The sequence below is a fragment of the Streptomyces sp. NPDC006012 genome (genome assembly GCF_042871185.1).
GTDB lineage: Bacteria > Actinomycetota > Actinomycetes > Streptomycetales > Streptomycetaceae > Streptomyces.
This window is the reverse complement of the sequence record NZ_JBIAIE010000005.1, coordinates 44482-68546: the sequence shown is the minus strand read 5'-3', so window position 1 is coordinate 68546 and position 24065 is coordinate 44482. Positions and strand designations below refer to the sequence as shown.

Genomic DNA, 24065 nt, shown 5'->3' with positions numbered 1-24065 from the left:
CGCGTATCGATCGTCATCACACCGTCGCAACCACCGCGTACCGCTCATCGGTCACGGGTCCGCCCCACAGGACGGGGTCGTCCGACAGCGGCTCCACGCGCATGTGGGAGGCGATCGGTTCCAGGAGGGCGGTCAGCCGGCCGGCCGGTATGCCGACCGGAGAGCTGGTCCCCCACACGCCCTCGACCAGCACGAGCCGCCCTTTTCCGGGCCGCAGCAGCCCGGCCCAGTGCCGCAGCACACGGGCGGGCTCGGGCAGCGTCCACAGCACGTGACGCACCAGGACGACGTCGAAGCGCCGCTCCCCGACCGGCGGGGCCGCCGCGTCGCCGAGCAGGAACACCACGTCGCGCCCGGCCGTCTTGGCGCGGGCCCGCTCCACCATCGCCGGGGACAGGTCGACTCCGGTGACACGGTGTCCCTGCTCGGCGGCCAGGAGCGCCAGGCTGCCGGTGCCGCAGCCGAGGTCGAGCACGTCGGCGGGGCGCCCGGGCAGCCACGACCGGAGTCCGGCAGCCCAGGCCGCGCGCACCTCGGGGGCGCGCAGGCCGTGGTCCGGCTCGTCGTCGAAGGTCGGGGCCGCGGCGTCCCAGTCGACACGCACCGCAGTCGTGCGGTCACTCTCGTTCGTCATGCCCCCAGAGTGACACCCGCCACTGACACTCCGACCGTGACAGCCGCCACTGACAAACCACCGCAGATGCGGAACTCTCGCCGAAAGGGTCTGCCTCCGCGGAATCGCGGATTCCGGTAGGCACTGGAGGAGGCAGCCATGCGCCGCACGACCGTGCAGAAGCCCCTGAAGAAGACGGACACCCGAAGGGTCCGCGAGGAAGCCGAGGAGCGCCCCGCGAGACGCCCGGAGATCCGCGAGGACATCGCCCGCACCTGGTGGCCGGACGCCTGAGCCCCCGGCCCCGGCCAGCCCAGGCCAGCCCCAGCCAGTCCGGCCCTGGTCAGCCCGGCCACGGCTCCAGTTGCTTGCGGCAGTGAATGCGGCCGCTCACGGCAGTGAATGCGGTCGGCCGTCGGGCGGGGCTCCGGGGCCCGGCCGGCGGCTTCGGCCGGCCCCGGGCCGTGCTCAGCTGAACGCCGACGCGCAGGTGGTGGGGGTGGCGTGCGCCGGGTCGAGCGCGCCCGCCACCTCGTGGAAGGCGATGCGGTCGAAGAGTGCGATCGCCAGGTGCTCGGAGAGGTCGAGCGGGCACAGGTCCTGGAGCAGGACGTTGCGGACGTCCGGGCCGCTCAGGTACTGGGTGCGCCAGGGCGTGACCACCTCGTCGTACTGGGTGGCGATGACCGTGTAGCGGACTCCGGGGGCGGTGTCGCCGCCCGCGTTGAGCTTGGTGAGGAAGTCGGATCCGACGATCTGGTCGGCGAGGCCGGGGGTGGTGGCCTTGAGCAGGTCGGCGGCGCCGGGGAAGTACGGCAGCAGGTTGGTGAGGCCGTCCAGGTCGGTGCCGTGGTTGTCGGGCGCGAGGCCGACGAGGGCGTTCACCTTGGCGGCTCCGCCGAGGAACTTGAGGTAGTAGCGGGGCATCATGCCGCCCTGCGAGTGACCGACGATGTCGGCCTTGGCGGCACCGGTCGCGGCGAGCACCTTGTCGACAAAGACGGAAAGCTGCTCTGCCGATGCGTCGAGGGGGCCGAGGCCGTAGAAGACCGGGACGCCGGGCAGTTGGCCGTAGTCGAGGGAGTAGACGCAGTATCCGCGGTCCTTCAGATACGGCGCGAGGGACAGCCAGTTGTCGATGGAGTTGCCCAGGGTGCCGTGGACCAGGACGACCGGGCGGGGGTGGGCGGCAGACGGCTTGCACGAGTAGTCGTTCCAGCCTCCCGCGCCCGCGGCCTGGACACTCGCGGTCCGGGCGCCGGCGGCCCCGGCAGTGGCGGCTTGGGCGGTGGCGGCGGGAACGGTGGCGACGGCGGTGATCAGGAGCAGCGCGGCGAGGGGCCTGAACACTCGCTTCCAGGGCAGCATCGGGGGATCTCCTTGCGGCTCAAGGGAGGTACGACGGCCTTAGCCCTGTGATCCGGATCACGAGGATGCTGTTCACCCGTCAAGTTACGGGCGAGTAGCACAGCTGTGAAGTTACGCGTCAGCAAAAACTTCCAGCGGTAACTGCCGCCACCCCCGCACCGACTGACAGGCCGTCACCGCCAGGCGGCCGCAAAGCGCCCCACCAGCACCCCGCCCCGGCCCTGCCCCCACCCGAGAATCACTCATGCGTTCGAATCCAACCCGCCGCCCCCACGGGGCGGAGTTAGAGTAATCGAACGAGCGTACGATGAACGTATCGGGCATATCGTTAAAAAGGGGCGAGTGGATGGAGGTGTGGCATGGCGAGGTTCGCCCAGCTGCACGTCGCGTCCGGTTACTCCGTCCGCTACGGCGCCTCCCCTCCCGAACAACTCGTCCGGCGCGCGGCCGAGCGCGGCCTGCCGGCGCTCGCGCTGACCGACCGGGACACGGTCACCGGTGCCGTGCGGTTCGCGCAGGCATGCGCGAGGGACGGGGTCCGGCCGGTCTTCGGCGTCGACCTCGCGGTGGAGGCCGTCGCACCCCCTCCCCCGGCACAGCGCCGCCGCACCCCGGCACGCGGCGGCGCGCACGTGATCGAGCCGCCGCTGCGGTTCGTGCTGCTCGCGCAGGACCGGACGGGCTGGGCCCGGCTGTGCCGCATCACCTCGGCCGCGCACGCCGGCGCCCTGCACGGCAGGGCGCCGGTGGTGCCGTGGAAGGCGCTGCGCGAGTACGGCGGTCCCGGTCTGACCGTGCTGCTCGGACCGCTCTCGGAGCCGGCGCGGGCGCTGTCGGCGGGACGGGAGGACGTCGCGATGAAGCTGCTGGCGCCCTGGAAGGAGGTCTTCGGAAGGGGCGTCCGGCTGGAAATCGTCGCGCAGAAACGTTTTGGCGTGGGTCCGGGCTCCCTTCGGCTGGCCGCTCGGACGCTGGCGCTGGCCGACCGCACCGGGACCACCGCCGTCCTCTCCAACGCCGTCCGCTACGCCGACCCCGACCAGCACCGCCTCGCCGACGTCCTGGACGCCGCCCGGCTGCTGCGCCCGATCGACCGGCGCCGCCTGGACAGCGGGCAGCGCTGGCTCAAGGGCGAGAGGGAGATGGCGAGCGTGGCGCGGCTGGTCGCCGAGTGCGCCGGAGCGGACGTCCGGCAGGCGCGTCGGCTGCTGACGGACACCGCCGCGACAGCGGCCGAGTGCGCCGTCGACCCGGAGGCGGACCTCGGGCTCGGCACACCCCACTTCCCGGAGCCGTCCCTGTTCGGTGCCGAGCCGGATGCGGGCGGGGCCGCGCGCCTGCTGCGCCTGCGGTGCGAAGAAGGTCTGGCCCGCCGCGGCCTCGACCGTGACCAGGCGGCGCTCGACCGGCTGGACGAAGAACTCACCGTGATCTCCCGGCTGGACTACGACTCGTACTTCCTCGCCGTGGGCCAGGTCGTGGCCGACATCCGGGCGAAGGGCATCCGGGTCGCGGCCCGCGGCTCGGGCGCCGGATCCATGGTCTGCCACGCGCTCGGCATCGCCACGGCCAATCCGCTCGACCACCGACTGCTGTTCGAACGCTTCCTGAGCGTGCGCCGCAGGTCGCTGCCCGACATCGACATCGACGTGGAATCGGCCCGGCGCCTGGAGTGCTACGACACGATCTTCGACCGGTTCGGCAAGGAACGGGTGGCGGTCACCGCCATGCCCGAGACCTACCGCGCCCGCCGCGCCCTGCGCGACACCGGCCTCGCCCTCGGCATCGCCCCTACGGAGGTCGACCGGATCGCCAAGAGCTTCCCGCACCTGCGTGCCTGCGACATCACCGGCGCCCTCGCCGAACTGCCCGAACTGCGGCAACTGGCGGCCGAAGCGGACCGGTACGGACCGCTGTGGGAACTCGCCGAAGGTCTCGACTCGCTGGTCCACGGCATGGCCATGCACCCCTGCGGTGTGGTCATCAGCGACGCCACCCTCCTGGACCGGCTGCCGGTGCAGCCCACCCCGCAGGGCGACTACCCCATGGCGATGGCCGCGAAGGAGGAGATCGAGGCGCTGGGCAACATCAAACTCGACGTCCTGGGCGTCCGGATGCAGTCCGCGATGGCCCACGCCGTCGCCGAGATCGAACGGGCCACCGGCACCCGCATCGACCTCGACGACCCGAAGCAGGTGCCGCTCGACGACGTCTTCGCCTTCAAGCTCATCCAGGAGAGCCAGACCCTCGGCCTGTTCCAGCTCGAATCGCCCGGCCAGCAGGACCTGCTGTCCCGGTTGCAGCCGCGCGATCCACAGGACGTCATCGCCGACATCAGCCTCTTCCGGCCCGGGCCGGTCGCCGGCGGCATGCCCGAGCGGTACATCGCCGCCCGCCACGGCGGCGCACCCGCGTACGCCCACCCGGACCTGGAACCGGTGCTCGCCGACACCTACGGCGTGACCATCTGGCACGAGCAGATCATCGAGACGCTGCATGTGATGACCGGCTGCGACCGGGCCCTCGCGGAACTGGCCCGGCGCGCGCTCGGCGACAAGGACCGGCTGCCGGGGATCAGGGACTGGTTCCACGGCCGGGCGGCCGCACGTGGCTACAGCGCGGCCGTACGGGACGAGGTGTGGAAGACCGTCGAGGCGTTCGGCGCCTACGGCTTCTGCCGCGCCCACGCGGTCGCGTTCGCCGTACCCGCTCTGCAGAGCGCCTGGCTCAAGGCGCACCACCCGGCGTTCCTGCTGGCCGGCCTGCTCGAACACGACCCCGGTATGTGGCCCAAGCGCGTCCTCGTCTCCGACGCCCGGCGCCGCGGGGTGCCCGTCCTGCCCGTCGACGTCAACCGGTCCGGGGTGCGGCACACCGTGGAGACGACCGACGCAGAACAGTGGGGCGTACGCCTCGCGCTGTCCGCGGTGCGCGGCATCGGCGCGCAGGAGTGCGCCCGGATCGAGGACGGGCAGCCGTACGGATCGCTGTCGGACTTCTGGCAGCGGGCCCGCCCCAGCCGGCCGACCGCCGAACGCCTCGCCGGGATCGGCGCCCTGGATCCGCTGCACGACGGCCGCCTCACCCGACGCGACCTGCTGCTCCAGATAGCGGAGTTGCACCGGGCCGCCCGGACCGGGGCCGCGGGCAGCGGCCAGTTGCCCATCGACGCGAACGCCGTGGGCGGGGCGGAGCCGAGCGGCCTGCCGGAGATGACCGGACGCGAAGCCCTGAGCGCGGAGCTGGGCACCCTCGGCATCGACGTCTCCCAGCACCTGATGGACCACCACCACCGGCTGCTGCGGGAGATCGGCGCGAGTGACGCGGCCCATCTGGCCGGGCTGCGCGCCGGTCAGCAGGTTCTCGTCGCCGGGGTACGGGCCGCCACCCAGACCCCGCCGATCGCCAGCGGCAAGCGCGTCATCTTCGTCACTCTGGAGGACGGTTCCGGCCTGGTCGACCTGGCCTTCTTCGAGGACTCCCACCCGGCCTGCGCGTACACCGTCTTCCACAGCGGTCTGCTGCTGGTGCGCGGCACGGTCCAGGTCCGGGGCACCCGCCGTACCGTCGTCGGCTCCATGGCCTGGGACCTGGACGAGATCGCCACCGCCCGCCGGGACAACGGCCCCGAGGCCGCCCTCGCCCTGCTCGGCCGGAGCCGTCCGCACCCGACCCCGGCCCAGCCGCGGCGCACCCTGGCCAACGGCACCACCGGCGCCCGCCTGCACCCGTACGCCGATCTGCAACCCGCCGGCACCCGCTCCGCGGACCTGAAGAAGTTCGGCTACACCAGCCCCGGGAGCGCGGGATGACCACCCGTCAGCGGCACATCGCCCACCTCCATCTGCACGCCGCACCGGCCGAGACCCCGTACGCCGGCGTGATCGAGCTGATGTCCGGCATCACGCCCCATGTGCAGGCCGTCCCGCCGGACGCCGTCCAACTGGATCTGACGTCGGCGCTCCGCTACTTCGACATGTCTCCCTACGCCGCCGTCCAGATGGTGATGCTCAGGCTGAAGGGCCTGTACGGCATCGACAGCAGCGCCGGACTGGCCGGCAACCGCATGCTGGCCGCCATGGCGGCCGACGCCTCCGCGCCCGGCGAGGTCACCTGGGTGCCCGCCGACCGGGCCGCCGAGTGGCTCCGCCCCCGTCCGCTCACCGCGCTGCCCGGGATCGGCCGCGCCACGGCGACCGCCCTCACCCGGTACGGGCTGCACACCATCGGCCAGCTCGCCGACCTGCCCCCGTCGACCCTGCAGCGCCTCCTCGGCACCGGGCAGGCCCGGTTGCTGGCCGAACGTGCCCGCGGTCACGACCCCCGCCCGGTCGCCCCCGCCGAACCGGTGACCCGGCTGACCGCCGATCTCGCGCTCGACCGGGACTGCCTGGACCCGGCGGGGCACCACCGGTCCGTCCTCGGGCTCGCCGACCGCATCGGCCGACGGCTGCGCGAGGAACACCAGGTCACCGGCCGTCTCACCCTCACGGTGCGGTACGCCGACCGCAGTTCGACCACCCGCACGCGTACGCTCCCGGAGCCCACCGATCATTCGCCCGCCCTCGCCGCCGCCGCGCTGGGCCTGCTGGACTCCCTGGGGCTGCAACGCGCACGGGTCCGCGGCTATGTGCTGCGCGCCGACGACCTGCGGCCGGCCGGCCGTGCCTACCGGCAGCTCTCCCTCGACCCCGGCGACACCCGGGCCCGTGCGGCCGAGGCCGCCGCGGACCGGGCCCGGCGGCGTTTCGGGGCGGCGGCCGCGGGTCCCGCGGCGCTGGCCGGCCGCGGCCGGGCGCGGGACCGCACCCCGGCGGAGCGCTGATTCCTGCGGCCGTCCCGCGCTCGAAGTACGTGACATTTCGGGCAGGATGGTCGTTCACCGGACATGAACCACCTGAAGCGGATCACCGCACTCGCCTCGGCCTGTGTGCTCCCCCTGCTCGCCGCGGCTCCCGCGCACGCCGAAGTCCACAGCCACTGCGGGAACTACGTCTGTGTCATGACCGCCCACCACGAGCGGTTCGTCCAGGACATCACCGTCAAGACCAAGGACGGGCTGCCCGGGACGCTGCGTGCCTACTGGGGCGACTTCCGTTCCCCCCGGGTCAACGCCGCCAGCCACCGCTGGGCGGTCAACCGTGACCAGCCGAACGCGAAACTCGTCTGCGCCGGGCTGGAACGCGACGGCCGCTCCATCGAGGACGGGGTCTGCACGACCATCTGAATCTCCCGGCGGCCCACCGCACGGGCCGCGCGCCCCGGGGCCGGCCGCCGTCCGGCCGGCCGCGGGGCGGCACACGCGAAAGTCCCGCCCCTCGCGCGCGGGGCGGGACTTCACCTGCGGCTCACACGAAGCGTGGCGCCACTCGGTCGATCAGCCGCTGGGCCGATCAGCCGATGTCGGTACCGGTCGCCGAGAGCGCCTCGGTGACCGGCTGGAAGAAGGTCGTACCGCCGGAGGTGCAGTTGCCACTGCCGCCGGAGGTCAGACCGATCGCACTGCTCCCGGAGAACAGCGAGCCTCCGCTGTCACCGGGCTCCGCACACACATCGGTCTGGATGAGACCGCTGACCGTGCCCTCCTGGTAGTTCACGGTGGCGTTCAGACCGGTCACCGTGCCGTCGTGCACCTGCGTGGTCGAACCGCTGCGGGACACGTCCATCCCCACGGTGGCCTCGGCCGCGCCGGTGATCTCCTGTGCGGATCCGTCGTAGAGGTCGACCTCGCTCGGGTGGTCGACGTCCGCGGTGTACTTCACCAGGCCGTAGTCATTGCCCGGGAAGCTGGACTGTGCGTTCTCGCCGATCACGGTGCCGGAGGAGTCCGACCACGTGGAGATGGCCTCGGTGCAGTGCCCGGCGGTCAGGAAGTACGGCTCTGAGCCCTTGACCACGTTGAAGCCGAGCGAGCAGCGCCCGCCCGAGCCCGTGATGGCGTCCCCGCCCGCGACGAAGGGCTTGAACTCCCCCTTCGAGCGCTGGAGTTCGGTGGTCGCACCGAGCCCGTCGACCACCTTGGCGAGCTTCGCCAGCGCGGCCTTCGGGACGGTCCGGTCGGCGGTGACGACGACCTTGTCGCTGATCGGGTCGACCGCCCACGAGGTACCGGGGATGGTGGCTTCCCGCTGCAGGGCCGAGCGGGCGCCGTCGAGTTCGGCTAGGGAGTTGGTGACGATTCTGGCCCTGGCGCCGGCCGCTTCGACGGTCCGGGCCGCGCTCTCGTCGAGCACGTTGACGACGAGGTGCTTCGCCCGGGCGTCGTAGTAGGAGCCCGCGGCGTCGCCGCCGAGGTCCTGGACGAGCGTGGAGGCGAGCTTTCCGGCCGTCGGAACCGACAGGATCCGGGGTGTGGAAGTCTCCGTCGGCTCGCTGGCATTCGCAGTCTGGAAGGTGACACCCGCGGTGACCAACGCGGCGATTCCCGCGCCCGTCACGGCGATCCGCCGCCTGGGTATGCGTCGGTGCTTCAACTCACGTCCTCCTGTGGGGGATGGCCCGGAAGGTTGTGGGGACCTCTTGGGCCGGAAGGCTGGTTGATGGGCGCCTACTATTCCGATGACTGCGGGGAGCACACAAGGTCGACTTCAGGACGCGCATGCGACGCTCTCGCACGCCCCTTTTCGTTGACCGCGTACAGTCACCGCAGGAGATTCGCGCTGCAAACACTGCGAGCGAGCGCATATGAGGCGGACAGTGACTTTCAGGACTGTCCTGAACTCGACCCTCCGGCCGCCGGGGGCAGTTGCTGCGCCTTCTCCAGGAACCGCAGCAGCTCCACCGGGAAGGGCAGCACCAGCGTGGAGTTCTTCTCGGCGGCCACCGCCACCACCGTCTGCAGCAGCCGCAGTTGGAGTGCGGCGGGTGTGTCGGCCATCTGCGAGACCGCGAACCGGTAGTCCTCGACCCGGACGACCGCGTCGGCCGGAGAGGCCACCTGGAAATAGACCACGGCGTCGACCCGTACGGTCACGTTGTCGCGGGTGATGCCCTCCTGGGCGGGCACGGGCATCGTCACGATCTGCATGTTCACCTTGCGCAGGCTGTCCACGAACGGGACGACCATGGTGAATCCCGGTCCGCGGACCTCGGGACGGAGCCGGCCCAGCCGGAACACCACCCCGCGCTCGTACTGCTTCACGACCCGCGCCGCTCCATCACGTACACCGCCGCGACGGACACGACAGCCGCCCCCGCCACCACCAGCTCCTCGACCATGCCGACCCCCACGGGTCCGAAGTGGGGGTGTCCGGGAGAGCGCCCCCGTCCCTCGAAGGTAACTCCGGCAGGCACTCAAGGGGCAGCCCCCGCACGCCGGTTGCGTGCGGGGGCCGGTGGTACGCGGGCCGTCACAAGGGCTACGTCAGAAGACGTGGACCCCGTAGGCGCTCAGGGCCTCGGTGACCGGCTGGAAGAAGGTCGTGCCGCCGGAGGAGCAGTTGCCGCTGCCGCCGGAGGTCAGGCCGTAGGCGATGCCGCTGTTGGAGTACAGCGGGCCGCCGGAGTCGCCGGGCTCGGCGCAGACCGTGGTCTGGATGAGGCCGGAGACGATGCCGTCGGCGCCGTAGTTGACCGTCGCGTTGAGCGCGGTGACCTGGCCGTTGTGGATGCCGGTGGTGGAGCCGCGGCGGTAGACGGTGGTGTTGACGGACGGCGTGGCCGCGCTGGTGATGTCCACGCTGCCGACGGTGCCCGACTTGGCCACCGAGCTGTTCGTGTAGCGCACGAGGCCGTAGTCGTTGCCCGGGAAGGACGAGCCGGCCGTGGTGCCGAGCGTGGTGCTGTGGCCGGAGTCCGACCACCAGGTGCCCGCGCCGCTGGTGCAGTGACCGGCGGTCAGGAAGTAGTAGTTGCCGCTGTTGTCCTGGACGTTGAAGCCCAGCGAGCAGCGCCAGCTACTCGCATAGATGGCGTCGCCGCCGGAGATCAGCTTCTTGAACGTGCCCGGGGTGTGCTTGATGGTCAGAGCACCGGCGGTGGCGCCGGCCTGCTCCTTGATCTTGGCGATCTCGGCCTGCGAGACGGTGCTGTCGACGGTGACGACAACGTTGTTGTTCTTGCTGTCCACCGCCCAGGCCGTGCCGGGGATGTCCGCCTTGAGAACGGCATCGCTCGCGCTGGTGAGCTGCGAGGCGCTGAACGTCTGGACGTCACTCGCGTTCGCGGTGGGGGCTGCGAACGCCGCCGCGGCCACGAATCCGGAGGCAAGGGCGATCAGCCGGGTCCGTCTCGCGACGCTGCGGGAAATGGTGCGCTCGTTCCTCACGTTTCGTTCCCTCCCAGGGGAAGTCGGGGGCCCGCGTGGGGTCGGGGCCCGTGAGGCGCAGTCAGGGGCACGAACGACCGGATTCCGGTCCGTCGTGCCCCTGACAAGCACTGTGGGGGAGTATTCGGCCGGACGGACAGTCGGCGCAAGGGTTCCTTTCGGCCGTCAGTTTTTGAACGGGCTTGGTGAGTTGTTGGCCCGTTCATGCCCGTACCGCCGGCTCCCGCCCGGCCGGCGAGAAGGCGCGTGCACCGGCGGGACCGAGGCCGCGCCGGATCCCGTCGGCGTTGTCGACGGGACGGCGGCACCCCGCACGGTCCGGGCCGGGTCGGAACGGCCGCCCGTCCAGGGCCGGCCCGTCAGCCTCGGCCCCGGTGCGGACGACCGCGTCACCGTCCGCCGCCCAGGTCCCGGGAATGTCCCGAAGTCGCCCCTGCGGATGGTCCTCGGTCCCCTGCCCGGCGGACACCCGCGCCACCACGGAACCGGCTCACGGCACCTCGGCGCGGACGCACGGCGCCGCATGGCACCGGCTCACAGCACCTTGGAGAGGAACGCCCGGGTCCGCTGGTGCCGCGGGGTGTCCAGCACCTCGGCGGGGCCGCCCTGTTCGACGATCCGCCCGTCGTCCATGAACACCACCGTGTCGGCGACCTCACGGGCGAATCCGATCTCGTGGGTGACGACGATCATCGTGGTGCCCTGACCGGCCAGGTCCTTGATGACGTCGAGAACCTCGCCGACCAGTTCGGGGTCGAGGGCGGAGGTCGGTTCGTCGAAGAGGAGCAGCTTCGGTTCCAGCGCGAGGGCGCGCGCGATGGCGACCCGCTGCTGCTGCCCGCCGGAGAGCCGTTTCGGATAGGTGTCGGCGCGGTCGCCGAGCCCCACTCGCTCCAGCAGGCCGCGGGCGGTGGCCTCGGCCTGTGCGCGGGGCCGCTTCAGCGCGGCCACGGGTGCCTCGACGACGTTCTCCAGCACGGTCAGGTGCGGGAAGAGGTTGAAGTTCTGGAAGACGAACCCGATCTGGGTGCGCTGCCGCAGCACCTCGCGTTCGGACAGCTCGTACAGCGTGTCGCCCGAACGCCGGTAGCCGATCAGCGCGCCGTCCACGCTGATCGTGCCGCGGTCGATCTTCTCCAGGTGGTTGATGGTGCGCAGCAGCGTCGACTTGCCCGAGCCGGACGGGCCGAGGACGACGGTGACCTCACCGGTGCGCACGGTGAGGTCGATGCCTTTGAGGACGCCGAGCTGTCCGAAGCTCTTGTGCACGGACCTGATGTCGACCATGACGCTCATCGCGTGGATCCCTTGGTGGACGGGGAGGGTGGACGGGGTGGTTCACATCCGATGCCTTGACGGATGTGGGGTGGACGGGGCGGACGGGGTGGTTCACACCGCGGCGCGGCAGGTCTGCCGGCGCAGCAGGACCAGGGCCGCGCGGGCGGTGGCGTCGTTCTGCCGGAACGCCGGGCCGCCGGTGCGCGGCCGGGTGAACGCGCCGGAGGTACGGCTGTCGGTGTAGGGCCCGAGCGCGAACCGGCGGGGATGCGGCCGGCCGGCCGCGTCGCGGATCCGCCCGTCGGCGGGGTCCACCCGCAACAGCCCGTCGGGGCTCTCGGCGGCGCCGTCGGCGTGCAGTGCGCGCAGCAGTCCGTCGCGGGCGCGGCCGACGGTGGGTTCGGGCAGCCGCGCCTCGACCAGGGCGCGTGCCTCGACGTGGAAGCCGGGCACGGTGGGCGAGGCGGCCCGGAACACCCCGTCCGCGGCGGTCACGGTCATGCCGGCGCCGACGAACCGGACGACGCCCGCCCGGGACAGGGCGAGCAGCTGCCGCAGCCGGGGTCCGGGCGGTCCGGAGGCGAGGTAGCTGAAGAAGCCGTGCCACCAGGGGCCGATGTCGCCGAGCCGGACCAGTTGCCCGTAGACGGACAGCAGGGCGAGGAACACCGCGAGGTCGGGGCTGTGCCGAGGGTCGTGCCGGCGGCCGAGGTCCGCCTCGACGTGGTCGCGCAGCCAGTCCTGGAGTTCCTCGTGCGAGGCGAGGCGCACGCCGTCCAAGGGGTGGTCGAGGGCGTCGAGGTCGAGCCGGTCGGCGGGGTCGGGCACGGCGGCGGCGACCAGGGCGCTGATCTCGTCGGCGGTTTCGGCTGCCGCGTACTTCTCCTCGAAGTCGGCGCGGGCGACGGCCGTCCGCTCGGGGTGGACGGTGAACAGCCGGTGGTAGTGGGCGAAGCCCAGTTCCTTCGCCACCAGCGGCCACACGTCCCGCCGGAAGTCGAGGCCCGCCCCGCTCCCGGTTCCGTCCGGCCCGCGGGGCTCCCGCCGCCGGGCGAGCAGCGCGTCGACCTCGGCGGGCCCGAAGAACCGGGGCAGCGGGAGGCGTTCGCCCCTCCAGGTGTAGCCGATCTTCGAGTGGTACGGCACTCCGCGGCGGGAGCCCACGTACAGCACGGGTTCACGCCCCGACGGTAGGTACACCCCGTCCTCGTACCGTCCGCCACGGCCCTCGGTGAGCAGCACCATCAGGTCGACGAAGGCCAGCCCGAAGCCCCGTACCACGACGGGTTCACCGGCCTTGAGCGGGGACAGGTCGCTGTCGGCGGTGAAGTCGGGCGGCAGGTGGAGCAGTCCGTGGGCGCGCGCGTACGCCGCCAACTCGGCCTGTTGACAGTCGAGTTCGGCGTCGAGGTGGCCGAGGGCGAGGATCACGGCGTCGGCGGGCAACGGGCGCGGACGGCCCTCCAGCCACACCTGCTGGCGCCCGTCGCGCGGGCCGTCGACCCGTAGGGCACGCCGGGGGTGGTGGTGGACGGCGATGCCCGCGGGCAGGTCGGCGACGGCCCGGTCGTACACCATGCGCAGGTATCCGCCCTGGGTCTGCCGGTCCGCGAAGGCACGGCCGTCGAGGCCCGCCCACTCGTGCAGGGTGGGGCCCTCCCGGACCGGGCCGGCCATCCGCACCGTCTCGTCGGTGAACATGGTGACGTCCTCGGCGTGCGAGTTCATCCACAGCAGCGGGGACTGCGCCGCACGCCAGATCCGTCCGGCGCCCGGCGGGCAGGGGTCGACGAGATGGATGTCGAGGCCGCCGTCGCCGTACAGCTCGGGCGCGTTGGCGGCGATGCGCTCCAGCAGTCCGGTCCCCCGCGGTCCGGCCCCGACGATCACCAGCTGCGGTCTCATCGGCGGGTCTCCGAGCCGCGGGCGTAGTACCGCTCCACGTAGTACTGGCCGACGCCGAGCACCGAGGTGACCACGGTGTACCAGAGGGTGGCGACCATCAGCAGCGGGATGACCTGGTAGGTGCGGTGGTAGATCAGCTGCGCCGAGAACAGCAGGTCGCTCACCGCGATGACGCTCACGATGGAGGTCCCTTTGAGGGTGCCGATCAGCATGTTCCCGGCGGGCGGCACGATGGCGCGCATGGCCTGCGGCAGCACGATCCGCCGCCAGCGTCGTGCCCGGCTCAGGCCGAGCGCCTGGGCTGCCTCGATCTGGCCGCGGTCGACGGAGAGAATCCCGCCGCGCACCACCTCGGCGGCGTAGGCCGCCTCGTGCAGGGTCAGGCCGATGATCGCGACGGCTATCGGGGTGAGCAGATCGACCGTCCTCACGCCCAGGAGCCGCGGGTACAGGGCGCCGATGTTGAACCACAGCAGCAGCTGCACCAGGATCGGGATCGACCGGAACAGCCAGACGTAGCCCCAGCTCACCGCCCGCAGGACGGGGTTGGCGGAGAGCCGGAGTGCGGCGAGCAGGGTGCCCAGGGCGAAGCCGAGGACCATCACCACCGCGGTCAGCCACAGCGTGAGCCACAGCCCGCGCAGTACGGAGCCCGAGGTGAAGTAGTCGGCGACGACGTTCCACTGGAACGCCTCGTTGCGCAGGACGGAGGTGAGGACCAGGGCGAGCAGGACGAGGAGGGCGGCGGCGGCCGTCCACTGCCCGAGCCGGCGTTGCGGGACGATCCGCAGGGTGTCCGCGCGCTCGGGGGTCTCCGGTGCCGCGGGGACTTTGGCGAGGGTGTCGGATGACATGCGAAGGCTCCGTGACATAGCTGGAACACGGTGGGCGTCTTCACACGCTTCGCCTCGCGGCGGCTGCGGCCGAGCCCCTCAGCAGGGCCGCCCGTCGAGAGTACGGGGGCGTTTCCGCCCGTTGTCAAGGGTGTCCATACTGTGAGCCGTACGTCTCAGGCCGGTTGACGGTGAACCGTGAACCTGTTCCACTTGCCCCATGCATCCACAGCAGTGGCTGGTCACCCGCTCCCACATCGACTTCGGTCGCGTGTGGTCCTCTTCCTGTTGAGCTGACCCACTGCACGCCTGCCGCTCGGCGGGCTCCTGCGCACTCTCTCCGCTGACCGGCGCACTTCCCGCTGTTCCGCGCCATGCCGCGTTCCCTTCCGGGTTCACCTCCGCCCTTCGCACCTCTGCCTTCGCCTTCACACGCGCACCCCCTCCCCCTCGCGCTCCGCACTCTTCCGCTCACAGGAGACCGCTGCCCGATGCGCACATCCAGAAGTGCCCGCCGCACCCTCTTCGCCCCGTTCATGACTGCCGTGTCGGCCGCTTGGCTGCTCACCGGCTGCGGTTCGGGGCCCGACGGCCCGGCCGGATCCGCGGGCGCGGGCGCGGGCGCCGGGTCCGGCGCGGCGCCCGCAACGGACGTCGTCTCCGGCATCCGCAAGGACGCCGGCGCCGCCGCGCTGCTGCCCGCGGGCACCGGACGGCTCACCGTCGCGGTCAGCGTCGGCGGTACCCCGCCCGGCACCACCTACCTGGCCGACGGCAAGACCCTGACCGGCCAGGACGTCGATTTCACCCAGGCCGTCGGAAAGGCGCTCGGCATCGAACTGACGGCGGAACAGGCGTCCTTCGAGGCCATCCTGCCCGCCCTCGACAGCGGCAAGTACGACTTCGGCGCAAGCAACTTCGGCGTGACCGACGAGCGCCGCAGGACCATCGACTTCGTCACCTACATCAACGACGGCCAGGGCTTCGCCGTCCGCGACGACAGCAAGCTGTCGAAGGTCACCGATCTGCGGCAACTGTGCGGACTGAACGTGGCGACCGGCGCGGGCACCACCTTCGAGGCCACGCTGGAGGAGAACAGGCACGTGTGCACCGACGCCGGGAAGAAGGCGTACTCCGTGCAGACCTACAGCGAGCAGGGCGCGCTCTGGTCCGCCCTCCAGCAGGGCCGCAGCGACATCGTGATGTCCACGATCAACGGGCTGCGGTATGCCGTGGCGCACCAGAGCGGGGTGAAGTTCCTCAACGAATACCACCGCCTCGACGTCGGCTTCGCCTTCAAGAAGGGCTCGAAGCTCGCTCCGGCGTTCCAGGCGGCGGTGAACCGGCTCATCGCCGACGGCACGTACGACGAGATCCTCAAGAAGTGGGGCACGACCGGCTCGGCGATCACCAGGTCGCAGATCTCGCCGCCGGAACTGAGGGAGTGACCGGCCGCGAGGCCAGGACCGGTCCGGCGGACCGGTCCTAACAGTTGCAACCGCAGTCGCAGCCGTCACATCCGTCGCAGCCGTCGCAATTCCCGCAGCACTCGCAGCAGTCACCGCAGCCGCTGCAGTCCCCGCAGTCGCACTTGGCGCAGCACCCCTCGCGGCGCTGCTGGGACCAGGGCCCCTCGAACTCGTCGGCGCAGCAGGCGCGGCAGGTGCAGAACAGACCGAGGGCCGCCGCACAGCCGGCCCACATGCCCCGCCGGCCCCGGTGCGGCGGCTCACCGCTGGACGGATCGTCACCGGACGGGTCGTCTCCGGACGGATCGCCGTCCGGACCGTGCGGACCGTCGGGGCCCCAGGGGCGGTCCGGTGTCTGCGGGGCGTGCGGGGTCCGCGGTGTTCCGGCGGCGGCCCCGGGCGCGTGCCCGCAGGAGGTCGTCCCGAACGCCCGGTCCACCGAGCGGCGCAGTTCGTGCGCGAGCAACCGGTGCGCCAGCCTGCCGTCGGTGAACTCCACGTCGCGCAGCGCGAGCCGGATGCCGTGCAGCGCGTCGTCGGCCAGCCGGCGGGCCTCGGTGAGCGGGGTGCCGGTGGCGGTCAGCGGGTTCCAGGCACCTGACGCGGCGTCGGCCGCCCGGTCCTCCACGGCGTCCAGCAGATGCGCGAGCCTGCCGAAGAGCCGGCCGGCCTCGGCGAGCGGCGCCGCGTTGCCCGGCCGTCCGGCCAGCACGGCGGTGTGGGCGAAGGCGGCGGCGGTCGCGGTCTCGGTCGGCTCGGTGACCGTGAGCACCGGCGTGCCCGCTCCGGCCAGCGCCTCGACGCCGGTCTGCCGGTCGACGGCGTCGACGAGGAGCGCGGTGTCGAATCCGACCAGCGACCCGCCGCGCGCTCCCGCCCGTCCCCAGTTCGCGGCCAACCGGCGCGCGGCGAGCGCCACCGGACGGCGTGCCAGCAGCCCGTCCCCGTCGGCGACATGGTCGCGCACCTTGGCCGAGGCGAGGACCAGGGAGACGGCCGCCGCGAGCCGCGCGCCCTCGCCACGGGCGACGGACGCGGTGCGCATGCCGCGCAGCGGACAGGGCCCCGCCGTACGCCGCCCGGTCCCCGCCCCCGCGGCCTGAGCCTCCGTCAGAACCGAGAGCAGCAGCCCGTCGTAGTTCGTCACGATCCGCGCGAACTGTCCGTGGTCCCCGCGCAGCGCGAGGCACAGCCCGCACAAGTGCGCTGTCCACTGGGCCCGAAGACCCGCACCGAGCCGGTGCGGACAGGGCCGTACGATCCCGAACACGACTTCCCCCCGTGCTGCCCTACGGCATTCGACCGTGCCGCAATACGACATTCAGCCGCGACATCGTATCGGCCTACGGTCATCCCGGACCGGCCGCCGTGCTCACCCGGACGCACCACTTCTCACCCATACGCCGCGAAGAATCATATTTCACTCACAGTCAGCAGCCGTACGTGGTTGGACCCTTGGGGCGTCCGGCCTCTCGACGTCCGCGCTGTGCACCAGTAGCGTCACAAACCCCCCGCGCGGCGTCTGTCCACTTGGCGTGCCATCCGCATCATGGACGACCATAGGGGTGCGGAATGCAAGAAGGACCGCTGTGAGAGGAGGCGTCCATGGGATCGGTACGCAAGGCGAGTGCCTGGCTTGGCCTCGTCGACGACAACGATGACGAGCGCTACTACGACGACGACTACTCCGAAGGGCCCGAGCCCGGGGAGGCCTGGGTCACCGACCCGCGGGTCAAGGTGGCCTCGGACACCGCCGAGGAGACGGGCCGCCGTATCGGCACGGTCACTCCGGACAGCTTCCGGGACGCCCGCGCGATCGGCGAGCTGTTCCGGGACGGGGTTCCGGTCATCATGAACCTCACCGCCATGGAAGCCACCGACGCCAAGCGTGTGGTCGACTTCGCGGCCGGCCTGATCTTCGGTCTGCGCGGCTCGATCGAGCGGGTCGCCACCCGGGTCTTCCTGCTGACGCCCGCGCACACCGAGATCGTCAGCGGCGAGCCTGCCGCGCACCGTTCGGACGGCTTCTTCAACCAGAGCTGAGGCAGGGCCGCTCACCGGCCCCGCCCCGGCCCCCGGGCCGGCTCAGCGGAAGGCGTCGAGCCCGGTGAGCGCCTTGCCCAGCACGAGCTGGTGCATCTCGGCGGTGCCCTCGTAGGTGAGCACCGATTCGAGGTTGGTCGCGTGCCGCATCACGGGGTATTCCAGGGAGATCCCGTTGGCCCCGAGGATCGTCCGGGCCGTGCGGCAGATCTCGATCGCCTCCCGTACGTTGTTGAGCTTGCCGAAGCTGATCTGCTCGGGGCGCAGCCGGCCGGCGTCCATGCGCCGCCCCAGGTGATGGGCGAGCAGGATCCCCTTGTGCAGTTCCACCGCCATGTCGGCGAGTTTGGCCTGGGTGAGCTGGAAGCCTCCGATCGGCCGCCCGAACTGCTCCCGGGACTTCGCGTAGTCGACGGCGGTCTCGAAGCAGGTGCGGGCCGCGCCCATGGCGCCCCAGACGATGCCGTAGCGCGCGTGCGAGAGACAGCTCAGCGGGCCGCGCAGGCCGGTGACCTCGGGGAGCACGGCGTCGGCGGGCAGCCGTACGTCGTCCAGGACCAGTTCGCCGGTGACGCTGGCCCGCAGTGACCACTTGTGCTTGATCTCCGGGGCGGCGAAGCCGGGGGTGCCGGCCGGCACGAGGAAGCCCCGGATGCCGTTGTCGGTCCCCGCCCAGACGACGGCGACACCGGCGATGGGACCGTTGGTGATCCACATCTTGCGGCCGCTGAGCACCCAGTCGCCGCCGTCGCGCTTGGCGTGCGTACGCATCGAGGCGGGGTCGGAGCCGTGGTCGGGTTCGGTGAGCCCGAAGCAGCCGATGACCTCGCCGGTCGCCATGCGGGGCAGCCACTGCTGCTTCTGTTCCTCGCTGCCGAACCGGTGGATGGCGTACATGGCCAGGGAGCCCTGCACCGAGACGAGCGAGCGGATGCCGGAGTCGGCGGCTTCCAGTTCGAGGCAGGCGAGGCCGTACTGTACGGCGGAGGCACCGGCGCAGCCGTACCCGGTCAAGGACATGCCGAGAGCGCCGAGGGAACCCAGTTCGCGGGCGAGTTCCCGGATGCCGGGGAGTTCGCCGCTCTCGTACCAGTCGGCGACACCGGGCAGCACGCTGTCCGCGGCCCAGCGTCGCACGGTGTCCCGGACGGCCAGATCATCGGAGTCCAGCAGGTCGTCGATGCCGAGCGGGTCGGCCGGGTCGAACGGGGGCAACTTGGCGGACGCGGACACGGACACCTCCGGGGACACGGGACAAGCACCGCGGGTGGATTGCGCCGCGACGGTACGACGCGGCGCACGCGGCGTCCACCCCACTCTCCCACCGGCACGGCAGGAAAACCTGGCCAAGGGGCGGGCCCCCGCCCTCCGGCGCGCAGCCGGAGAGCCCACTGGGCGTGACCGCCCGGTGCCGGACAGGCATCCACTGCCGGACCGGACCCTGGGCGCCGCCCCGTCACGCCGAGACGCGGGCCCGCTCGGCCTCTCTGGGCGCGGGGACTTCCACCGGGCCCGGATCGCACTGCATCGTCCGCGGCAGCCTGAGCGCCATCACCGCTCCGAGCAGCAGCAGGCCCGCGCTCACCAGCAGGGTGATGTGCAGGCCGTGCACGAAGGAGTCCTTGGCCGCGCGGCGCAGGGCGGCTCCGGCCGGGCCGCCGATCCGCCCGGCCACGTCGTACGCCTCCCCCAGCGAATGCCCGGCCGCGGCGGAGGCCCGGGCCGGGACCCCGGGCACGGAGGCGAGGCCGGGCGCGTACGCCGCGTTCATCACGCTGCCGAGCAGCGCGATGCCCATTCCGGCGCCCAGTTGGTAGGAGGTCTCCCCGATCGCCGCGGCCCCGCCCGCCTGCCGGACGGGCGCCTCGCTCAGCATGGACTCGTACGCGCCGAAGAGGGTGGTCTCCAGGCCGAAGCCCAGCAGGACGAAGCCGAACAGCAGCAGCCCGGGGTCGTCGCGCCCGCCCATCGCCGTCAGCGTCAGCACGGCGAGCGCGGTCATGCAGAAGCCGGTGGTCACCATGCGCCGCGGCCCGAAGCGGCGCAGCATCCTGGCACCGGCCAGCCCCGCGGCCATCGCCGCCACGGTCAGCGGCAGCAGCCGCAGGCCCGTCTGGAGGGGCGACAGGCCGAGCACCAGTTGCAGATACTGCGCGGCGATCAGTTCAAGACCGACCAGCGCGAGCATCGCCAGCACGATGCACCCGACCGCCGTGCTGAACGCCGGCCGCGCGAACATCCGCAGGTCCACCAACGGGCAGCGGCGCCGCCGCTGCCGGCGTACGAACGTCACCATCAGCAGCGCGCCCGCCACCAGGGGCACCAGCGTGAGCGCGCTCACCGGCTCCCCGCCGCCGAGCCGCTTCACGCCGAAGACCAGCCCGAACAGCCCGGCCGCGGCCATCAGCGCGCCGGCCACATCCCAGGGTCCGTCGCGCTCCCCCTTCGACTCGGGCAGCAGCAGCCGCCCGACCGGCAGGCTGACCAGCATCAGCGGAATGTTGACGAGGAAGACCGAGCCCCACCAGAAGTGCTCCAGCAGGAAGCCGCCGAGCAGCGGGCCGACCGCGGCACCCACCGCGGCCACCGCGCTCCAGACGCCGATGGCCAGCGCGCGTTCCCGCCGGTCGGGGAAGACCTGGCGCAGGATCGACAGGGTCGCCGGCATGATCATCGCGCCGCCGACGCCGAGCAGGGCGCGCGCCACGATCAGCAGCCCGGCGCTCGGTGCGACGGCGGCCAGCGCGGAGGCGGCGCCGAACAGCGCGTAGCCGAGCAGCAGAACCCGCCGACGGCCCACCCGGTCGCCCAGCGTGCCGAAGAGGATCAGCAGTGAGGCACAGACGAGCGGATAGACGTCGACGATCCAGAGCAGTTCCGTGGCACCGGGCCGGAGATCCTCGGTGACGGCGGGCACCGCCACGTGCAGCACGGTCGCGTCGAGGGCGACGAGCAGCAGGCTGACGCAGAGGACGAAGAGGACGACCCAGCGGTTGGCGCCGGTCCCCGGCGCCCGACGGCGCAGCCCTGCGGCGGCCGGGGTCGTCTGGGACATGCGCGTACCTCCAAGGGGTTCCCTCGCGTGCGGCGGACTTCGGCGGGGTGATCAGCCCCGGCGTGCGGCCGGAACGGAGCGGGGTCTCCAGCGGCGCGCGGTACGGACGCGAGTGACACGTCAGCGTACGCGAGTCCGTTCCGCGGATACGTGGCGGAACTCTCACCGTCCAGGACCACTCACGTGACGTACACCACTTCTCGAATGCTTGACCACACACCGGCCGTCCATGCGGTTCAGCGGCCGGTCGATAATCGAGCCCGTGACCGATCTTGAGACGCGCGTGGCACCCGCTCGCGCCACGCCGCTGCGCCGGGCGGCTTTCGCTCTCCTCGGCTACGCCGCCGTCCGCGCCCTGGGCCTGACCGTGCTGGCGGTGTGGAGCGCGGCGCGCGGCAAGAGCGCGTACACGCTGCTCACCGCCCGCTGGGACGCACTGTGGTACACCCGGGTCGCCGAACTCGGCTACGGCTACGAGGTGCGGCTGCCGAACGGCGACGTCCACTCCAACCTGGCCTTCTTCCCTCTGCTGCCCTGGCTGGAGCGGCTGCTGCACGCGCTCCTGCCGCTGTCGTACGCGGACGCGGGTTTCGTCGTCTCCCTGGTGGCCTCGTTCGCCGCTGCCTGGGGGATCTTCGCGGTGGCGGACCAGGTGTACGGCGCCCGGGCGGGAGTCTGCGCCGTCCTGCTGTGGGCCGTGCTGCCCGTCGGGATCGTGCAGTCGATGGCGTACAGCGAGTCGCTGTTCACGGCGCTCGCCGCGTGGTCGTTGTACGCCGTGCTGACCGGACGCTGGGTGAGCGCCGGTGTGCTCGCCGCGTCGGCCGGGCTGACCCGGCCGGTGGGGCTCGCCGTGGTCGCGGCGGTGTGGGCGGCGGGCGTTGCGCCGTTCGTGCGGGACTGGCGCGACAGGGCATCGAAGGGCGCGCGGACCGCCGGACGCGCCCCTGACGCCGTAAGCGCCGCCCGCGCCGGGCGTGTTCGGGCCGAGGGGAGCGCGAGGTACGTAACATGCGCCCCATCTGTCACGGACGGCGCACCTCTGACACGACGCGCCCTCGGTCTGCTGATCGCTCCCCTCGGTGCGGCCGGCTACGTCCTGTGGGTCGGCCTGCACACCGGCCAGGGGCCGCTCGGCTACCTGGACGTGCAGGCCGGCTGGCGCAACGGCTTCGACGGCGGCTACGCCTTCGCCCGCTTCGTGGCCGACAAGTTCACGTCACTCCCGTCGGCCCTCGCCGGTCTCGCGCTGATCATCGGGGTCGTCCTGCTGGTCTGGCTGTACGTGACCGGCGTACGGCAGGGCCAGCCGCTCGCGCTGCTGGTGTACACGGGCGCCGTCACCGCGCTCGCCCTGTGCGCGTCGAGCTACTTCGGCTCCAAGCCGCGTCTGCTGCTGCCCGCCTTCCCGCTGCTGCTGCCCCTCGCCCGGTCCCTGGCCCGGCTGCGCACCTCAGCGTCGGTGCTGGTCACAGCCGGTGTCGCGACGGCCTCGGCGATCTATGGCGCGTTCTGGCTGAACGGCTCCGGACCTCCGTGATCACCCCTGACCGTCCGATGAGCGGCAGGAGAATTCCGCCCGATCTCCCGGTGAACGAATTCATAAGCGGCATAAAACGAACACCCGGCATGATCAAAGGAATTGCACGAGCCAACGACCGGAGATTGCGGAATCTTCGGAAATTGGCCGCCAGTTGAGAGGTTTCCCACATCACATCGTCATCACAAAGCCGCCGCTTCGCCCGGGCACACAGCTCACTCGCTGTAACGTCGATTGGGTGCGTACCGAACGAAACCTCACCCGTCTGGACCGGGTGTTCGCCAGGCTGGACCGTGAGCCGGAACGACCGGCCCACATCGACATGCCGAAGATGAGCCGGCACCGGGTCGTTCTGTTCTCCGCGACCCTGGCTTTCTATCTGGCGATCGTATGGGCCGTAGTGACCACCTCGTGGCTGGTCAGGCTCGACTGGCAGGTCATGTTCTTCCGGCCCTACCAGCAATGGCCGGGGATCCACGCCTTCCTCGACTACTACGTGGTGCTCGGCCAGCGCGGCCCCACCGCCGTGATGGTCCTGGCCTGGCTGGGCTGGCGTTCCTGGCGGCAGCACACGCTCCGCCCGCTGCTGACCCTGGGCGCCTCGCTGCTGCTGCTGAACATCACGGTCGGTGCCGCCAAGATCGGCATGGGCCGGCTCGGACCGCACTACGCCACCGTGATCGGCTCGAACGAGATGGGCCTCGGCGGCGATATATTTCCCAGCGGCCACACCGCCAACGCGGTGGTGACCTGGGGAATCCTGGCATATCTGGCCTCCACCCCGAGAGCCCGCCGCTGGCTGTCCGCGGTGTCGGCGGTGACCTCGCTCGGCGTCGGCCTCACCACCGTCTACCTCGGTACGCACTGGCTGAGCGACGTGCTCCTCGGCTGGGCCGCGGGACTGCTGATCCTGCTGGCGCTGCCCTGGTTCGAGCCGCTGATCGCCAAGGCCGAGGTCGCGATCTTCGACCTGCGCGACCGCTGGCGGGACCGCCGTACGCCGCCCGTGCCCGCCGTCCCGGTGCCCGTCATGCTCAAGCCGCGCACCACCCCCGCCGAGGAGACACCCGCGGCCCGCGAACCCGCTCCCCCGGTCCGCACCGCCCGGACGCCGGTCCACCTGGCGCCGGGCCCGCACACCACGCGCTCTGAACGCACCCCGGTCACCCCGGTGGGCAGCCGCCGCCCGCCGCACGCCGACCGCGTCCCGCGCACCGGCGCCCCGGCCGCCCGCCCGATGACCGGCGGCTGACGCGGCGCGGCGGCGGGTCCGGTACGCACAACCCGCCCGCCGCCGCGCCGTCTCAGCCCTTCCAGGCGCGCGCCACCCTGCCGTCCCGCACCTCGAAGTTCAGCCGGCCCGCGCGGTACTCCATGGTGATGATCGCGCCCGGCGGCAGCGAACGCACGGTCGACCAGCCGCGCCCCCGCGCCAGCCGCTCCGCGTCGGCCGAGTCGAGGCCGACGTACCCTTCCGGACTGTCCTTGGGCTCCGCTGGCGGAGTCGGAATCGGTGCCATACGGCCACGCTAGGCCCTGTCCGGCGACCGGGGAAGCCGGAACGGCGGCGGGCACTTCCGTATCCCCCTCCGGTCACACTTTTGTCACAGGGTCACGACACGCGTTTCTGTCGAACTCCATCACACGTACGGGCGGTTCCTTACCCCTCACCGGTGCATTCGAACGGAATTCCCG

Annotated in this window: 19 protein-coding genes and 1 pseudogene; 8 read left to right on the top strand and 12 right to left on the bottom strand. The window is 72.0% G+C overall.

Translation table 11 applies throughout. The annotated features are described in order from the left end of the window. Positions 1-16 precede the first annotated feature (16 nt). Positions 17-634: a class I SAM-dependent methyltransferase gene (locus tag ACFYPJ_RS11735; RefSeq protein ID WP_389014193.1), complete on the bottom strand. Its 618-nt coding sequence runs from the start codon at positions 632-634 to the stop codon at positions 17-19. Between the two features lie 138 nt (positions 635-772). Between ACFYPJ_RS11735 and ACFYPJ_RS11730 the strand changes: the two genes are divergently transcribed. Then, entirely contained in the window at positions 773-907 is a 135-nt protein-coding gene (locus ACFYPJ_RS11730) for a hypothetical protein (protein WP_376536971.1), read from the top strand. Between the two features lie 174 nt (positions 908-1081). Here the strand turns inward: ACFYPJ_RS11730 and ACFYPJ_RS11725 are convergent, their stop codons facing one another. Continuing rightward, entirely contained in the window at positions 1082-1981 is a 900-nt protein-coding gene (locus ACFYPJ_RS11725) for an esterase/lipase family protein (RefSeq protein ID WP_389014190.1), read from the bottom strand. 359 nt (positions 1982-2340) lie between these two features. On the opposite strand from ACFYPJ_RS11725, the gene ACFYPJ_RS11720 reads away from it, so the two are divergent. The 3 genes from ACFYPJ_RS11720 (at position 2341) to ACFYPJ_RS11710 (ending at position 7208) form a co-directional block, all read left to right on the top strand. Then, entirely contained in the window at positions 2341-5793 is a 3453-nt protein-coding gene (locus ACFYPJ_RS11720; protein ID WP_389014188.1) for a DNA polymerase III subunit alpha, read from the top strand. Continuing rightward, positions 5790-6806: an ImpB/MucB/SamB family protein gene (locus tag ACFYPJ_RS11715; protein WP_389014185.1), complete on the top strand. Its 1017-nt coding sequence runs from the start codon at positions 5790-5792 to the stop codon at positions 6804-6806. The genes ACFYPJ_RS11720 and ACFYPJ_RS11715 overlap by 4 nt, the downstream gene beginning before the upstream one ends. A 63-nt stretch (positions 6807-6869) precedes the next feature. Next, positions 6870-7208: a hypothetical protein gene (locus ACFYPJ_RS11710; RefSeq protein WP_389014182.1), complete on the top strand. Its 339-nt coding sequence runs from the start codon at positions 6870-6872 to the stop codon at positions 7206-7208. Positions 7209-7374: 166 nt separating this feature from the next. Here the strand turns inward: ACFYPJ_RS11710 and ACFYPJ_RS11705 are convergent, their stop codons facing one another. From ACFYPJ_RS11705 to ACFYPJ_RS11680, 6 genes and pseudogenes are all read right to left on the bottom strand, one after another. Further along, entirely contained in the window at positions 7375-8454 is a 1080-nt protein-coding gene (locus ACFYPJ_RS11705; RefSeq protein ID WP_389014179.1) for a S1 family peptidase, read from the bottom strand. Between the two features lie 230 nt (positions 8455-8684). Then, positions 8685-9199 (bottom strand): annotated as a pseudogene (locus tag ACFYPJ_RS11700) (SPFH domain-containing protein). Between the two features lie 145 nt (positions 9200-9344). Further along, positions 9345-10247, bottom strand: a complete 903-nt coding sequence (locus ACFYPJ_RS11695) for a S1 family peptidase (protein WP_389014176.1) — start codon at positions 10245-10247, stop codon at positions 9345-9347. A gap of 534 nt (positions 10248-10781) precedes the next feature. Beyond that, the gene (locus ACFYPJ_RS11690; RefSeq protein WP_389014173.1) at positions 10782-11543 is read right to left on the bottom strand and encodes an amino acid ABC transporter ATP-binding protein; all 762 of its coding nucleotides are present in this window, start codon (positions 11541-11543) and stop codon (positions 10782-10784) included. 93 nt (positions 11544-11636) lie between these two features. Beyond that, positions 11637-13430 carry an FAD/NAD(P)-binding protein gene (locus ACFYPJ_RS11685; protein WP_389014170.1) on the bottom strand — a complete coding sequence of 598 codons (1794 nt, stop codon included), beginning with the start codon at positions 13428-13430 and terminating at the stop codon, positions 11637-11639. Continuing rightward, the gene (locus tag ACFYPJ_RS11680) at positions 13427-14284 is read right to left on the bottom strand and encodes an amino acid ABC transporter permease (RefSeq protein WP_389014167.1); all 858 of its coding nucleotides are present in this window, start codon (positions 14282-14284) and stop codon (positions 13427-13429) included. Before ACFYPJ_RS11680 ends, ACFYPJ_RS11685 begins: the two co-directional genes overlap by 4 nt. Positions 14285-14754: 470 nt before the next feature. Here ACFYPJ_RS11680 and ACFYPJ_RS11675 point away from each other — a divergent pair, with 470 nt between their 5' ends. Further along, on the top strand, positions 14755-15711 hold the full coding sequence (locus tag ACFYPJ_RS11675) for an ABC transporter substrate-binding protein (RefSeq protein WP_389014165.1): 957 nt from the start codon (positions 14755-14757) through the stop codon (positions 15709-15711). Between the two features lie 37 nt (positions 15712-15748). On the opposite strand, the gene ACFYPJ_RS11670 is transcribed toward ACFYPJ_RS11675, so the two are convergent. Continuing rightward, a complete protein-coding gene (locus ACFYPJ_RS11670; protein ID WP_389014161.1) occupies positions 15749-17002 on the bottom strand; it encodes a DUF5685 family protein in 1254 nt (417 codons plus the stop codon). Between the two features lie 335 nt (positions 17003-17337). Here ACFYPJ_RS11670 and ACFYPJ_RS11665 point away from each other — a divergent pair, with 335 nt between their 5' ends. Continuing rightward, on the top strand, positions 17338-17775 hold the full coding sequence (locus ACFYPJ_RS11665) for a cell division protein SepF (RefSeq protein ID WP_389014158.1): 438 nt from the start codon (positions 17338-17340) through the stop codon (positions 17773-17775). A 42-nt stretch (positions 17776-17817) separates the two neighbouring features. Here the strand turns inward: ACFYPJ_RS11665 and ACFYPJ_RS11660 are convergent, their stop codons facing one another. Continuing rightward, positions 17818-19008: an acyl-CoA dehydrogenase family protein gene (locus ACFYPJ_RS11660; protein ID WP_389014155.1), complete on the bottom strand. Its 1191-nt coding sequence runs from the start codon at positions 19006-19008 to the stop codon at positions 17818-17820. 223 nt (positions 19009-19231) lie between these two features. Continuing rightward, entirely contained in the window at positions 19232-20830 is a 1599-nt protein-coding gene (locus tag ACFYPJ_RS11655) for an MFS transporter (RefSeq protein WP_389014153.1), read from the bottom strand. A 262-nt stretch (positions 20831-21092) separates the two neighbouring features. Between ACFYPJ_RS11655 and ACFYPJ_RS11650 the strand changes: the two genes are divergently transcribed. Next, positions 21093-22370: a mannosyltransferase family protein gene (locus ACFYPJ_RS11650; protein WP_389014150.1), complete on the top strand. Its 1278-nt coding sequence runs from the start codon at positions 21093-21095 to the stop codon at positions 22368-22370. Between the two features lie 238 nt (positions 22371-22608). After that, positions 22609-23622 carry a phosphatase PAP2 family protein gene (locus ACFYPJ_RS11645; protein WP_389014148.1) on the top strand — a complete coding sequence of 338 codons (1014 nt, stop codon included), beginning with the start codon at positions 22609-22611 and terminating at the stop codon, positions 23620-23622. A gap of 52 nt (positions 23623-23674) precedes the next feature. On the opposite strand, the gene ACFYPJ_RS11640 is transcribed toward ACFYPJ_RS11645, so the two are convergent. Then, positions 23675-23890, bottom strand: coding sequence for an I78 family peptidase inhibitor (locus tag ACFYPJ_RS11640; RefSeq protein WP_389014145.1), 216 nt, complete (start codon positions 23888-23890; stop codon positions 23675-23677). Between the last annotated feature and the right edge of the window lie 175 nt (positions 23891-24065).